12 protein-coding genes are annotated in these 13,117 nt (G+C 75.4%); 7 read left to right on the top strand and 5 right to left on the bottom strand.

Going from position 1 to position 13,117, the window contains the following annotated elements; all coding sequences use genetic code 11:
• Window positions 1–125: 125 nt before the first annotated feature.
• From dhaK to AC6CH6_RS00570, 6 genes are all read left to right on the top strand, one after another.
• On the top strand, window positions 126–1,127 hold the full coding sequence (gene dhaK / locus AC6CH6_RS00595; RefSeq protein ID WP_115163595.1) for a dihydroxyacetone kinase subunit DhaK: 1,002 nt from the start codon (window positions 126–128) through the stop codon (window positions 1,125–1,127).
• Window positions 1,127–1,759, top strand: coding sequence for a dihydroxyacetone kinase subunit DhaL (gene dhaL, locus AC6CH6_RS00590; protein ID WP_498253701.1), 633 nt, complete (start codon window positions 1,127–1,129; stop codon window positions 1,757–1,759). Before dhaK ends, dhaL begins: the two co-directional genes overlap by 1 nt.
• Window positions 1,756–4,365 (top strand): phosphoenolpyruvate--protein phosphotransferase, encoded by a 2,610-nt coding sequence (ptsP, locus tag AC6CH6_RS00585; protein ID WP_498253700.1) that lies wholly within the window; start codon window positions 1,756–1,758, stop codon window positions 4,363–4,365. The genes dhaL and ptsP overlap by 4 nt, the downstream gene beginning before the upstream one ends.
• Window positions 4,362–5,339, top strand: coding sequence for a 1,4-dihydroxy-2-naphthoyl-CoA synthase (locus AC6CH6_RS00580; protein WP_133409266.1), 978 nt, complete (start codon window positions 4,362–4,364; stop codon window positions 5,337–5,339). The genes ptsP and AC6CH6_RS00580 overlap by 4 nt, the downstream gene beginning before the upstream one ends.
• Before the next feature lie 71 nt (window positions 5,340–5,410).
• On the top strand, window positions 5,411–6,577 hold the full coding sequence (locus AC6CH6_RS00575; RefSeq protein ID WP_498253699.1) for an AMP-binding protein: 1,167 nt from the start codon (window positions 5,411–5,413) through the stop codon (window positions 6,575–6,577).
• Between the two features lie 122 nt (window positions 6,578–6,699).
• Complete coding sequence (locus AC6CH6_RS00570; RefSeq protein ID WP_017832474.1) at window positions 6,700–7,581, top strand: 1,4-dihydroxy-2-naphthoate polyprenyltransferase; 882 nt, start codon at window positions 6,700–6,702, stop codon at window positions 7,579–7,581.
• A 30-nt stretch (window positions 7,582–7,611) separates the two neighbouring features.
• Here AC6CH6_RS00570 and AC6CH6_RS00565 read toward each other — a convergent pair whose 3' ends face one another.
• On the bottom strand, window positions 7,612–7,899 hold the full coding sequence (locus tag AC6CH6_RS00565) for a DUF4229 domain-containing protein (protein ID WP_498253698.1): 288 nt from the start codon (window positions 7,897–7,899) through the stop codon (window positions 7,612–7,614).
• Between the two features lie 110 nt (window positions 7,900–8,009).
• On the opposite strand from AC6CH6_RS00565, the gene AC6CH6_RS00560 reads away from it, so the two are divergent.
• Window positions 8,010–8,483 carry a PLDc N-terminal domain-containing protein gene (locus tag AC6CH6_RS00560; protein ID WP_498253697.1) on the top strand — a complete coding sequence of 158 codons (474 nt, stop codon included), beginning with the start codon at window positions 8,010–8,012 and terminating at the stop codon, window positions 8,481–8,483.
• Window positions 8,484–8,699: 216 nt separating this feature from the next.
• Here AC6CH6_RS00560 and ccsB read toward each other — a convergent pair whose 3' ends face one another.
• The 4 genes from ccsB to AC6CH6_RS00540 are packed head-to-tail and all read right to left on the bottom strand — an operon-like array spanning window position 8,700 to window position 13,066.
• Window positions 8,700–9,779: a c-type cytochrome biogenesis protein CcsB gene (gene ccsB, locus AC6CH6_RS00555; RefSeq protein WP_368810005.1), complete on the bottom strand. Its 1,080-nt coding sequence runs from the start codon at window positions 9,777–9,779 to the stop codon at window positions 8,700–8,702.
• A gap of 13 nt (window positions 9,780–9,792) precedes the next feature.
• On the bottom strand, window positions 9,793–11,643 hold the full coding sequence (gene resB, locus AC6CH6_RS00550) for a cytochrome c biogenesis protein ResB (RefSeq protein WP_498253696.1): 1,851 nt from the start codon (window positions 11,641–11,643) through the stop codon (window positions 9,793–9,795).
• A 44-nt stretch (window positions 11,644–11,687) separates the two neighbouring features.
• The gene (locus AC6CH6_RS00545; RefSeq protein ID WP_017832479.1) at window positions 11,688–12,449 is read right to left on the bottom strand and encodes a cytochrome c biogenesis CcdA family protein; all 762 of its coding nucleotides are present in this window, start codon (window positions 12,447–12,449) and stop codon (window positions 11,688–11,690) included.
• Window positions 12,446–13,066, bottom strand: a complete 621-nt coding sequence (locus tag AC6CH6_RS00540; protein ID WP_035925018.1) for a TlpA family protein disulfide reductase — start codon at window positions 13,064–13,066, stop codon at window positions 12,446–12,448. The genes AC6CH6_RS00545 and AC6CH6_RS00540 overlap by 4 nt, the downstream gene beginning before the upstream one ends.
• Between the last annotated feature and the right edge of the window lie 51 nt (window positions 13,067–13,117).

Below are 13,117 nucleotides of genomic sequence, written 5' to 3'. Positions count from 1 at the left end.
CCGGCGGCCGGGGCGCGGGGCCGGCCGCCGTGGGACGGCGCTCTCGTCGTGCGCCGAGGACTCAATGCCCCACAGTCGTCCGGAACTGTTGTCACGACCACCGGCGGAGTGGTCGGATAGGGCACATGAAGAAGCTCATCAACGACCCGGCCGACGTCGTCCGGGAGGCCCTGCTCGGCATGCAGGCGGCGCACGGGGACCGCCTGCGCGTCGACCACTCCAACCGCGTCGTCTTCCGCGCCGACGCGCCCCGGCGCGGCAAGGTGGGCCTGGTGTCCGGCGGCGGCTCCGGACACGAGCCGATGCACGGCGGGTTCGTGGGCCCGGGGATGCTGGACGCGGCCTGCGCCGGCGAGGTGTTCACCTCCCCGGTGCCGGACCAGATGCTCGCCGCGACCCTCGGCGTCGACGGCGGCGCGGGCGTCCTGCACATCGTGAAGAACTACACCGGCGACGTCATGAACTTCGAGATGGCCGCCGAGCTCGCCGCCGAGAACGGTGTCGAGGTGGTCTCGGTCGTCACCGACGACGACGTCGCCGTGCAGGACAGCCTGTACACCGCCGGACGTCGCGGCGTGGGGGTCACCGTGCTGCTGGAGAAGATCGCCGGTGCGGCCGCCGAGGAGGGCCGTCCGCTCGCCGAGGTCGCCGACATCGCGCGGCGGGTCGACGAGCAGGGGCGCAGCATGGGCATGGCGCTCACCTCGTGCACGGTCCCGGCCGCGGGCAGGCCGACGTTCGAGCTCGGCGAGAACGAGATCGAGGTCGGCATCGGCATCCACGGCGAGCCCGGGCGCGAACGGCGGCCGATCGCTCCCGCGCGGGAGGTCGCGGCCATGCTCGTCGAGCCGGTCCTGGCCGACCTGCCCGCGGCCGACGGCGCCCCGGTGATCGCGTTCCTCAACGGCATGGGCGGCACGCCGCTGATCGAGCTGTACATCATGTACTCCGAGGTGCAGCAGCTGCTGCAGAAGGCCGGCATCCCGGTCGCCCGCAGCCTGGTCGGCAACTACATCACCTCGCTGGACATGGCCGGCTGCTCCGTGACCCTGCTGCGGGCGGACGACGAGATCGTCCGCCTGTGGGACGCGCCGGTCAACACCCCCGGCCTGCGCTGGGGCACGTGATGCCGGAAGTCACCACCGAGGGTCTCGACCGCTGGCTGCGGAGGTTCGCGGAGGTCGTCCACGACCACGCCGCCGAGCTCACGGAGCTCGACTCCGCCATCGGCGACGCCGACCACGGGAGCAACATGGACCGTGGCATGCGGGCGGTCGTCGGCGCGCTGGACGCGGGCGACGCCGGGGACGCCGGCGCGATGCTGAAGAAGGCCGGCATGACCCTGGTCAGCACCGTCGGCGGGGCCAGCGGCCCGCTGTACGGCACGTTCTTCCTGCGGGTCGGCGGCGGGCTGGCCGGTGGGCAGGCCGTCGACGCCGCCGCGCTGGGCCGGGCGCTGCGGGCCGGGCTGGAGGGCGTGGTCGCCCGGGGCAAGGCCCAGCAGGGCGACAAGACGATGGTGGACGCCCTGGTGCCGGCACTCGACGCGTACGACGCGGCGGTGGCCGGGGGCGCCGGCATCGCCGACGCGCTGTCCGCGGCGGCCGACGCGGCGGAGGCGGGCTGCGCCGCGACGATCCCGCTCGTGGCCCGCAAGGGCCGGGCCAGCTACCTGGGCCAGCGCAGCGCCGGGCACCAGGACCCCGGCGCCACCAGCACGGCGCTGCTGCTGCGGTCCGCCGCCGACAGCCTGCCGTGATCGGCATCGTCGTCGTCTCGCACAGCCGCGCGCTGGCCGAGGCGGCCGTCGAGCTGGCCTGCGAGATGGTCGCGGAGCGCCCGCCGATCGCCGTGGCGGCGGGTGCCGGCGCCGGGTTCGGCACGGACGCCGTCGCGGTCGCCGACGCCATCACCGCCGTCGACTCACCGGACGGCGTGCTGGTGCTCCTCGACCTCGGCAGCGCCGTGCTCAGCGCGGAGATGGCCCGGGAGCTCGTGCCGCCCGACGTCGCCGAGCGGGTGCGCCTGTCGCCCGCTCCGCTCGTCGAAGGGCTGGTCGCTGCCGTGGTGACGGCCGCGACCGGCGCGCCGCTGGACGCGGTGCTCGAGGAGGCCGGCCGCGGGCTGGCCGCCAAGCTGGATCACCTGGGGGAGGCGGCGGACCCGTCGGCGGCGGGCACGACGGCGCCGCCCGCGGCACCCGAGGTCGTCGCCGAGCTGCCCGTGGACACCCCGCACGGCCTGCACGCGCGCCCGGCCGCCCGGCTGGTCGGCCTCGTGCGGGCCGCCGACGCGGCCGCCGTGGTCACGAACCTGCGCACGGGCCGCGGTCCGGTCGACGCCCGCAGCCTCTCCGGGCTCGTGACGCTCGCCGTCCGGCAGGGCGACCGGCTGCGCTTCGAGGCGTCCGGACCCGGCGCCGAGTCGTTGACCGAGGCGGTGCGGGCGCTGGCCGCGGACTCCTGGGGCGACCGGCCCTCCGACCAGGCGCCCCCGGCGGCCCCGGGGTCGGCCGGTCCGACGGTCGAGCCCGCGCCGCCCGCCGCCGGACCGGGCGTCGACGTCGCCCTCGGCCCGGCGGTCGTGCGGGGCGGCGCGATCGACCTCTCCGGCTACCGGCCGGGCGGGCCTGCCGAGGAGCAGCGGCGCTCGGACGCGGCCGTCGCCCGCGCACTCGACGAGCTGGCCGCACTGCGCCGTTCCGCCACCGGAGGCCCCGGCCCGGTGGGCGCCGTCCTCGAAGCCCACGAGGCCCTGCTCGTCGACCCCGGGCTGACGGAGGCCGTCTCCGCCGGCATCGCCGCCGGCGCACCCGCGCCCACGGCGTGGGAGGACCGGCTCTCCGCGCTGGGCGGAGAGCTCGAGGCGATGGACGACCCCTACCTGCGGGCGCGCGCCGAGGACGTCCGCAGCGTGCGGCAGCGGGTGCTCGCCGCACTGGCCGGAGCCGGTGCGCCCGAGGACGCCGTCCCGGCCGAGGGTCCGCCCGCGGTCCTCGTCGTGCGGGAGCTCGACGCCGCGACGGCGGCGATGCTGGACCCGCACCGGGTCGCTGGCGTGGTCACGCTGGCGGGCGGGGACACCGGTCACGGCGTCCTCGTCGCCCGCTCACGCGGCATCCCGGTGTACCACGACGCCGGGCCGGCCGCGGCCGCTGTGGCACCGGGCACCGTCGTCGGCTTCGACGCGCGGGACCGGCGGTTCGTCGTCGACCCCGACGAGAGCACCCGGCGCTCCCTCCGCGAGCTGTCGGCCGCCCGGGCCGTCGAGGCCGAGCGCGTCCTGGCCACCGCCCGCGAACCGGGCGCGACGGCGGACGGCCACCCGGTGCCGGTGCTCGCCAACGTCACGACGCCCGCCGACGCCGGCCGGGCCGTCGCGTTCGGGGCGCAGGGGTGCGGGCTGCTGCGCACCGAGATCCTGTTCGGGCACCTGGACGACGCCCCGTCGGTCGAGGCGCAGGCGGCCGCGTTCGCCGGGATCGCCGAGGCGTTCGCCGGGCGGCCGGTGACCGTCCGCACCTGGGACGTCGGCGGCGACAAGCCGCTGTCCTTCCTGCCGGCGCCCGACGAGGCGAACCCGTTCCTCGGCGAGCGCGGGCTCCGGCTCATGCGGCGGGCACCGGAGGTGCTCCGCGACCAGCTGACGGCGGTCTGTCTGGTGGCCCGGGACCACCCGGTGCACGTCATGTTCCCCATGGTCAGCACCGCCGAGGAGGTGGCGTGGGCGCTGGAGCGGCTCGACGAGGCCTCCTCGGCGATCGGCGGACGCCCGGCGGGCATGAGGGTCGGCGTCATGATCGAGGTCCCGGCCGCGGCCCTGGCCGTCCGCCGCGTGGCGCAGGGGCTCGACTTCGTGAGCATCGGCACCAACGACCTCGCGCAGTACACGATGGCCGCCGAGCGGGGCAACACCGCGGTCTCGGCGCTGGCGGACGCCCGGCAGCCCGCCGTGCTCAACCTGGTGTCCCGGGTGTGCGCCGAGGTGCCCGAGGGCACGCACGTCGCGGTGTGCGGCGACCTCGCCGGTGACCCGGCCGCGGCGGTGGTGCTCGCCGGACTGGGCGTCGAGGAGCTCAGCGTGGTGCCCACCCAGGTGGCCCTCGTCAAGGCGCGGCTGCGGGACGTGACGCTGGCCGGTGCGCAGGACCTCGCGCGGCAGGCCCTGGCGTGCGGGTCCGCCGACGAGGTGCGGGCGCTGCTGGCGGGCGCTGCGGGCGCGGACCGGGCGGGACGCCGGCAGCGGTCACCCGTACGCGGCCGCGGCTCGGACCCGATCCCTCCCGCCCTCCACAGCACCGTTGCTGACGGTCCGGAGGCCGGGCTCGAGGCCGGCGGAGAAGTCCCCGTAGACTCGGACCCGTGACCGACGCGACCCCGACCCCCGCCAGCAGCCACCTCCCCGAGCAGGTCTCGGAGCTCTTCGACCCCGCGCAGTGGCGGACGGTCGAGGGCTTCCAGGACCTGCAGGACCTCACCTACCACCGCGGTGTGGAGCGGGACGCGGACGGCGCGGTGCTCCGGGACCTGCCGTGGGTGCGGATCGCCTTCGACCGCCCGGAGGTGCGCAACGCCTTCCGGCCGGGCACCGTCGACGAGCTCTACCGCGCGCTCGACCACGCGCGGATGAGCTCGGACGTGGGCGCCGTGGTCCTCACCGGCAACGGGCCCTCCGCCAAGGACGGCGGCTGGGCGTTCTGCTCCGGCGGGGACCAGCGCATCCGCGGCCGCGACGGCTACCGCTACGCCGGGGGCGAGACCGCCGAGAGCATCGACCCGGCCCGCGCCGGGCGGCTGCACATCCTCGAGGTGCAGCGCCTGATCCGCACCATGCCCAAGGTGGTCATCGCCGCCGTCCCCGGGTGGGCCGCGGGCGGCGGGCACTCCCTGCACGTGGTCTGCGACCTCACGATCGCGTCCCGGGAGCACGGGAGGTTCAAGCAGACGGACGCCACCGTCGGCTCCTTCGACGCCGGCTACGGCTCCGCGCTGCTCGCCCGGCAGGTGGGGCAGAAGGCGGCCCGCGAGATCTTCTTCCTCGCCCGGGAGTACGACGCGCAGCGGATGCTCGAGATGGGCGCGGTCAACGAGGTCGTCCCGCACGCGGAGCTGGAGGACGCGGCGATCGCCGCCGCCCGGGACGTGGCGGCCCAGTCCCCGCAGGCGATCCGGATGCTGAAGTTCGCGTTCAACCTGCCCGACGACGGGATGGTGGGCCAGCAGGTCTTCGCCGGCGAGGCGACCCGCATGGCGTACATGACCGACGAGGCCGTCGAGGGCCGGGACGCGTTCCTGGGCAAGCGCGACCCGGACTGGTCCGGCTTCCCCTACTACTTCTAGGCCGGCTGCCGCCGGTGCACGACCCGTTCCCGGGTCGGGAGCCGGCCGGCGGCGCGAGGAGGAGGGCCGCGATGGCCGAGCTGATCGTCCCCGGCGACGCCGTGGTCCTCGACGGGCCGGTGCCCGGCGACCCCCTGCGGCTGCTGTCCCCGCTGACCCGCGCGCTGGGCCGGGAGGGCCCCGCCGTCGTCGTGCGGACCTCCGGGTCCACGGGCCGGGCCAAGCGCACGGTCCTCACCCGGGACGCGCTCGCGGCGTCCTCGATGGCCACCGCGGTGCGCACCGGCGGGGTGGGCCAGTGGCTGCTCGCGCTGCCCGTCCACTACGTGGCGGGGCTCCAGGTGCTCGTCCGCTCCCTCTACGCCGGGACGGACCCCGTGGTCCTCGACCCCGCGGCCCGCTTCACCCCGGAGGCCTTTGCGGCGGCGGCCGAGGAGCTGGAGGACCCCGTGCGCTTCACCTCGCTCGTGCCCACCCAGCTGCAGCGAATCCTGGAGCCGGCGTCCGGGGTGCGCAACGGGGACGCGGTCTCCGCGCTGAAGAGCTTCTCCGCGGTCCTGCTCGGCGGCTCGGCCGCTCCCCCGCGGCTGCTGGCGGCCGCCCGGGCCGCCGACGTCCGGGTGGTCGTCACCTACGGGATGTCGGAGACGTGCGGGGGCTGCGTCTACGACGGCGTGCCCCTGGACGGTGTCTCCGTGCACGTGGGGACGGAGGGGGCCGAGGACGACGTCCCGCGCACCGGGGTCACCGGCGGGTCCGGGCCGGGGCGGATCTGGCTCGGCGGGGACATGGTCGCCGCCGGCTACGCCGGGGACCCGGAGCAGACCGCACGGCACTTCCGGGAGGCCGCCGGGACCCGCTGGTACCGCACGGACGATCTCGGCGAGATCTCCGCCGACGGCGTGCTCACGGTGCACGGGCGGGTCGACGACGTCGTGAACACCGGCGGGGTCAAGGTCGCAGCGGGTCTCGTGACCGCCGCGCTCGCGGAGCACCCGGGGGTGCGCCAGGCCCTGGTGCTCGGCGTGCCCGACCCCGAGTGGGGGCAGGCGGTCGGGGCGGCGGTCGTCGCGGCCCCCGGCGCGGACCGCCGGCGGCTGCGCGCCGAGCTCGAGGAGTCGGTGCGCGCCCGGCACGGCGCCGCCGCGGTGCCCCGGCGCTGGGCCTGGCCGGACGAGCTGCCCCTGCTGCCCACCGGGAAGCCGGACCGCGCCGCCGTGGGCCGCCTGCTCGGCTGAGCCCCCGCCCGAGCCGGGTCCGGGGCCGGGCCGTGACACAATGGTTCGCGGCCACGGACCCCCACCGCGGCCCGCATCCCGCACCCCGCACCCGCGCGGGTCGTTCCCGACGGAGGTAGCCCGTGGCCACGCCAGCACAGTGGATCGAGGGGGCCCGGCTCCGGACGCTGCCGATGGCCCTCGCCCCCGTGGTGGCCGGCTCCGCCGCGGCCCAGGCCCTGCACTCGTTCGACCCCGTCCGGGCGCTGCTCGCGCTGCTGGTCGCCCTCCTCCTGCAGATCGGCGTGAACTACGCCAACGACTACTCCGACGGCATCCGGGGCACCGACGACGACCGCGTGGGCCCCCTGCGCCTGACGGGCTCCGGGGCCGCCGCGCCGGGGCAGGTGCGGGCGGCGGCGCTGCTGTGCTTCGGCCTCGCCGCGCTCGCCGGCGCGGCCCTGGTGGTGCTGAGCCGTCAGTGGTGGTTCATCCCCGTCGGCCTCTCTGCCGTGCTCGCCGCGTGGGGGTACACCGGCGGGCGCAGCCCGTACGGGTACCGCGGGCTCGGGGACGTGTTCGTGTTCGTGTACTTCGGGCTCGTGGCCGTGCTCGGCACCACGCTCACCCAGGCGGGCACCCTCAACCTCGAGGCCTTCGTCGCGGCCCTGTCCACCGGTCTGATCGCCACCGCCCTGCTGATGGCCAACAACATCCGGGACCTGCCCGGGGACCGGGAGGTCGGCAAGCGGACCCTGGCCGTGCGGCTGGGCGATCCGCTGGCGCGGGTGGTGTTCACCGCGGAGATCGCCGTGGCGTTCGCGCTCGTGCTGTTCCTGGTGCCCGACAACCCGTGGATGCTCCTCGTGCTGCTGCTCCTGCCCCTGGCGTGGGCGCCCGTGGCCACGGTGCTGCGGGTGCAGGACCGGCGCCAGCTCATCCCCGTGCTCCGGCAGTGCGGGGTGCTCAACGTGGGCTGGGCCGTGCTCTTCCTGCTGGCAGTGCTGCTGCGGCAGTGGTGGTGAGGACCCGCTGAGGAGGCGACGGCGGGTGGCTCAGACCTCGCGGCCATCCTCGCGCAGCCGCCGGTCCACGTAGGCGTCCTCGACCTCCTGGTCCTCGAGCGCCACCCGGTTGCGGGGCTTCGGCGCCCGCGCGAACCACCGGTGGAGCTCCTCCCCCGCGGCGCTGTGCAGGCGCGGGAAGAACAGGTAGGAGACCGCGAAGGAGATGACCACCGCGGCGACCCCGGACAGGACCAGCCCCACGCCCAGCCACATGCTGAGCAGGAAGGCCAGCACGAGGAGCGCGAACCGGAGCAGGGAGTACTTCAGGAAATTCACGCGCCCAGTCTAGCGGGAGCTCCTGACAGAACCCCCGGGCCGGTGGAGCGGTGGACGGGGTCTCCGGAGCGCTGAGCTGGCGTCCAGGCAACTCCCCTACGATTGTCGGCATGGGCAGAGCCATCCTCATCATCGGCGCGGCCGCTTTGGCGGTGGGCGTGATCGTCTACTCCCTCATCGAGTGCGCCCGGACCGACAGCACCGACATGCGCGGTCTCCGCAAGGGCGGCTGGATCGCGGTGATCCTCCTCCTCCCCCTCCTCGGCGCCCTCCTGTGGCTGTTCCTCGGGCGGCCCAAGGGCACCGCGGAGTCCTCGCGTCCCGTGCGCGGCAGGGGGCCCGACGACGACCCCCAGTTCCTGCGCAACCTCGAGGAGCGCCGCCGGCAGCAGGAGAAGGCCGAGAAGCTCCGGCAGTGGGAGGAGGAGCTGCGGCGCAACGGCGGACCGGGAGCGTCCGGCGGCACCGGGCCGGACGAGGCTCCCGGCGAGCGCCCCGACGACGGGCCCTCCGGCGGCTCGTCCGCCGGCCGCAGCGACGGACCGACGGACGGCTCCCCCGGCAGCCGGCCCCCGCGCGGCTGATCCGCCCGGCAGGACCGCACAGCGGCACCACCCGGCAGGACCGCCCGACAGGACCACGGGACGGGGCCACGCGACGGAACCGCCCCGCCGTGGACCCCACCGGGCCCGACGCCCCGACCACGACCGCCCCGACCACGTCCGTCCCGACCACGACGAACGGCCCGCACCTGACGGTGCGGGCCGCTCCTGTGTCGTCGCCCGGCGGGGCGGCCGGGGTCAGACCCCGGAGTAGGAGTGCAGGCCGGGGAAGACGGTGTTGACCACGGTGAAGTTGAAGATCACGCAGAGGTAGCCGACGATCGACAGCCAGGCCGACCGGTTGCCGGTCCAGCCCCGGGTGGCGCGGGCGTGCATGTAGGCGGCGTAGACCACCCAGATCACGAAGGTCCAGACCTCCTTGGTGTCCCAGCCCCAGTAGCGGCCCCAGGCCTGCTCCGCCCAGATGGCGCCGGCGGCGAGGGTGAAGGTCCAGAACGCGAACCCGACCGCGTTGAGCCGGAAGGACAGGTTCTCGAGCGCCTGGGAGGACGGGACCATCGCCAGGAACCCCGCGCCGGGCCGCTCGCCGGACAGGATCGCCTGCTCCCGCCGGGCCTGCAGCAGCTGCAGGACGGCCATGGCGAACGTGATGGTGAAGACCCCGGAGGCGGCCACGGCGATGGACACGTGGATCACCAGCCACCAGGACTGCAGGGCGGGCTGCAGCGGTCCCACCGGGGTGGGGAAGCCGATGGTGGCCGCGCAGAGCATGATCACCACGAGCCCGGACACCAGGGAGCCCACGAAGCGCAGGTCCCGGGCCAGCAGGGCCAGCAGGAACACGCCCGCGACGACCAGGGCGCCCGTGGTGCAGAACTCGTACATGTTGCCCCACGGCACCCGCCCGGCCGCGAAGGCCCGGCTGAGCACGGCGGCGGCGTGCACGGCGAAGCCCAGGACCATGACGGCCACGGCCACGCGGGCGGCGGGCCGGCGCTCGCCGGTGTAGCGCATCTCCTCGTCCGCCACGTGGCCGGACAGGGCGGAGCGCGCGCTCGTGCGGTAGCCGCGGCCGCGGTGGCCCGCGCCGTGGCCGGCCCGGGAGTCCGCGGGCTCGGCGGCGTCCCCGGAGGTCGCCGCGGAGGCTCCCGCGGCGGCGCCCACGAGCTCGCGCTCGCCGCTGCCCTCGACCCCGCGCAGGGTCTTGGAGTGGGACGCCACGTCCCACGCGAAGGCCACGAAGGCGACCAGGTAGGTCATGGCCGCCAGGAGCATGAAGAGCTCGCTCCAGGCGCCCAGTGTCTCGTTGACGGTCATGCCGCCCATCCTCTCACTCGTGGTCCGGCCGGGCGTCCGGCACGGAGTCCGTCCGGCCGTCCGGCCGGCCGGCGGCGCGCCCGGTGCTCCCGGCCGCCGCCGTGGTCGCTGTTGCTGTCGCTGGTGCCGGCGTCGGCGTGGTCGCCGTCCCGGTCTTGGTCGTGGTCGTGGTCGTGGTCGTGGTGTCGGTGTCCCGCACGCCGGCGTCCTGCCACTGCTCGGTCCAGAGCCGGTCCAGCCGCTCGGCCTCCGCGGCGAGCCGGGGGTCCTCGCCGCGGGCCAGCAGCCCGTACTCCAGCACCGTGCAGGGCCGGCCGTCCGCGTCGACGCCCTCCGCCGCCCGCACCCAGACGCGGCGGCGGGCGATGAACAGGGACATGAGCAGGCCGGCGAAGGCCGCGACGAAGGAGACGAAGGCACCCGTCTTGCCGGGGTCGTAGTGGACGTCCAGACCCACGTAGCGCTTGACGTCCAGGAACTCCACGGTGCCCTTGCCGTCGGGCAGCTCGTGCACGGGGTTCGCGGCGTCGAGCGTGATGGCGCCGTTCTCGTTGGTCATGGCGTTGAGCTCGGTGAGCGGCTCGACGTCGAGCACGTACACGTTCTGCGCTTCGCCGCTGTCCAGGCCGAGGTCCCCGTGGTACGCGGAGAGGATCAGCCGGGGGTTGGCGAGACCGGGGTCCACGGAGCGGGGCATCTCCCCCTCGCCGCCCACGGCGGTGGGCAGCAGCAGCCCCACGAGGCCGAGCTGGTCGGGACGGGCGTCCGGGACCTTGAGCACGAGCGAGGACGTGTAGACGCCGTCGGAGGGGATGGTCACGACCGGCCCCTCGAAGGCGACGTCCCCGTTGCCGTCGGTCACCCGCACCACCGGGGCGTAGCCGTTGCCCACGAGGTAGCTCTTCACGCCGTGCACGTTGAGCGGCTGGTTCACCTTCAGGACCTCCTGCCGCGGCTCGGCGCCGGGCTCGTCCTGCACGGTGACCTCCGCGGTGAAGTCGAGCGGCGCCCCGTAGTTGCGCGGGTTCGTGGTGTCCCGGTTGAACACGGCCTCGAAGCTGTCGAGCCGCACGGAGAAGGGGTCGAGCCAGTCGGCGTCGTAGTTGGGGCCGGGGGTGAAGGAGTCGTAGCCGATGAGGGTGTTGACGAAGGACTCGCCCTCCACGACCACCCGCTGGCCCTTGTAGCCGAAGAGGGAGCCGACGGCCACGGACACCAGCACGCCCAGCAGGGCCAGGTGGAAGACGATGTTGCCGACCTCCTTCCACATGCCGCGCTCGGCGGCCACCGACGGGGCGGCCGTGCCGGCGTCCCGCACCGCCACCCGGTAGCCGCGCTTCTTCAGTAGCCGGGCGGCGTCGGCCACGACGTCGTCCGGGGCCGGCGCCCCGGCCCCGTCCCGTCCGCCCAGGGCGAGGGAGCGGTGCTCCGGCAGCCGCTCGAGCCGACGCGGGGTGCGCGGGGGCTCGGCCCGCCACGCCCGCCAGTGCTTGGCCGCGCGCGGCAGGACGCACCCCACGAGGGAGACGAACAGCAGGATGTAGATCGCGGAGAACCACGCCGACGAGAAGACGTCGAACAGCTGCACCCGGTCCAGCCACTCCCCCAGGACGGGGTTGTTGTCGATGTAGTCCTGGACCGCCGCCGGGTCCTGGATCCGCTGCGGGAAGATCGATCCCGGCACCGCGGCGACCGCCAGGAGCAGCAGCAGGAACAGGGCGGTGTTCATCTTGGTCAGCTGCGTCCAGGCCCACCGGGCCATGCCGAGGGGCCCCAGGGCGGGGAGCTCGACGTCCGGGGTGCGCTGTCCGGACGGGTCCGGGGACGCGGGGCCCGACGACGACGGGGGCGCTGCGGTGCTCATGGCGGCCTTTCTGCTGTCGGTGCGGGCTCGCGGGTCGGCGGTGCTCAGATCGGCATCACCCAGTCGGTGACGAGCTCGGCCTGCACCCAGGAGACGAACGCGGTCCACGCGCCCGTCATCATGAGCAGGCCGACGAGGACGAGCAGGCCGCCGCCGGCGCGCTGGATGCCGAGGCGGTGCCGGCGGAAGAAGCCCATGGCGCCCATGCCCCGGCGCAGGGCGAGGGCGAGCAGCAGGAACGGCACGCCCAGGCCCAGGCAGTAGGCGACCGTGAGGACGGCCGCCTTGCCGGTCGAGGCGCCGTCCACGTAGACGAGCGCCTGCACGGCCGCGAAGGTGGGGCCGATGCAGGGGGCCCAGCCGAGGCCGAACGTCACGCCGAGCAGCGGGGCGCCCCAGAGCCCGGGCGGTGGGCGGTGCTCGATCTTGCGGTCCCGCTGGAAGAAGGACACCCCGCCGAGGAACACGACGCCCATGAGCACCACGAGCCCGCCGAGGACCACGGTGATCCAGTTCTGGCCCAGGAACCAGGCGTAGGCGCCCAGCTGGGCCAGCAGCACGGACATCAGCAGGAACACGGCGGAGAAGCCGAGGACGAACAGCGTGATCCCCGCGAGCACGCGGCCGCGCCGCTGCTCCTGCAGGTCCGCGCCGGTCAGGCCGGTGACGTAGCCGAGGTAGCCGGGCACGAGGGGCAGCACGCACGGGGAGGCGAAGGACACGAGGCCGGCGAGCAGCGCCACGGGCAGCGCGACGAGGAGGGAGCCGTCGAGGACGATCTCGGCGAAGGGGTTGCCAGCCGTCATGCCGCTTCGGCCACCGTGTCCTCGAGGAGGGTCTCGAGCACGGAGCGGTCCGCGATGCCGAGGATGCGGGCGGCCACCCGCCCCTGGGCGTCGAGCACGAGCGTGGTCGGCACGGCCTGCGGCGGCACGTACGCGCTCAGCGCCATGAGCACGCCCCCGTCCTTGTCCGCGACGGAGGGGTACGGGATCTCGAAGGTGCGCTCGAACGCCTCGGCGGTGGCCCGCTCGTCGCGCAGGTTCACGCCGTAGAAGGCGGCCTGCCCCTCGAACCGTTCGGCGAGCTCGCGGAGGTCGGGGGCCTCCACGCGGCACGGGGCGCAGCCCGCGTACCAGAAGTTCAGCAGCGCGGGCCGCCCGCGCAGGTCCTCGGCGGCGAGGGGCGTGCCGTCGAACAGCGTGCCGGCGAACTGCACCGGCTCCCCGCGCTCGGCGGCCGGGTACTCGGAGACCGTGCCGTCCCCGGCGATGTAGCCCTTCTGGTCCCCCGAGTTCGCCTGCTGGGCGAGGGAGTCCTCCTCCGTGCACCCGGCGAGGGCGAGTCCGAGGACGCCGAGGCCCGCGAGCGAGAGCACGCGGCGGCGGGACGGACGGGGGGCGGGCGAGGGGCGGGAGGTCACGGACGGATCACCTGGTGCTCTGGACGGGACGGGGAGGGCGGCGGCGCCCGG

It is taken from the genome of Kocuria sp. GQ42 (genome assembly GCF_059758435.1).
The sequence above is the reverse complement of the archived record's forward strand: the minus strand, read 5'-3'. Positions and strand labels throughout refer to the sequence as shown.

Coding starts and splice junctions, on each gene's coding strand:
- dhaK (WP_115163595.1), top strand. CDS start 126: ATGAAGAAGCTCATCAACGACCCGGCCGACGTCGTCCGGGAGGCCCTG.
- dhaL (WP_498253701.1), top strand. CDS start 1,127: ATGCCGGAAGTCACCACCGAGGGTCTCGACCGCTGGCTGCGGAGGTTC.
- AC6CH6_RS00575 (WP_498253699.1), top strand. CDS start 5,411: ATGGCCGAGCTGATCGTCCCCGGCGACGCCGTGGTCCTCGACGGGCCG.
- AC6CH6_RS00560 (WP_498253697.1), top strand. CDS start 8,010: ATGGGCAGAGCCATCCTCATCATCGGCGCGGCCGCTTTGGCGGTGGGC.
- ccsB (WP_368810005.1), bottom strand. CDS start 9,779: ATGACCGTCAACGAGACACTGGGCGCCTGGAGCGAGCTCTTCATGCTC.
- resB (WP_498253696.1), bottom strand. CDS start 11,643: ATGAGCACCGCAGCGCCCCCGTCGTCGTCGGGCCCCGCGTCCCCGGAC.
- AC6CH6_RS00545 (WP_017832479.1), bottom strand. CDS start 12,449: ATGACGGCTGGCAACCCCTTCGCCGAGATCGTCCTCGACGGCTCCCTC.